Here is a 269-nt window from a genome sequence, read left to right as displayed (position 1 = left end):
GCAGACACCGACGTCGGAGACGGCGGAGTTCCGCAGCGTCCTCGGAGCCGACTTCCCGCTGGTCGTCGGGGCCGGAGTCACGCCGGAGAACTGCGCCACGACGCTCGCGCAGGCCGACGCGGTGATCGTGGGCAGCTACCTCAAGGACACGTACATCGACAGCGGTGATGTGGACCCGGACCACGTTCGGGTGTTCGTCGGCGCAGTCCGGCAGCTCGCCGCGGATCGGGTGCTCTCGTGACCCAGCCGATCATCGTGGACGTCGACAC

General features: G+C 68.8%; 1 pseudogene. It reads left to right on the top strand.

Going from position 1 to position 269, the window contains the following annotated elements:
* Positions 1–241, top strand: a pseudogene (locus AC1RPY_RS07920) (hypothetical protein); the annotation flags it as partial.
* Between the last annotated feature and the right edge of the window lie 28 nt (positions 242–269).

The organism is Dellaglioa sp. CoH-56-MRSF-12, from assembly GCF_056782075.1.
This window is presented reverse-complemented; position numbering and strand designations above follow the sequence as displayed.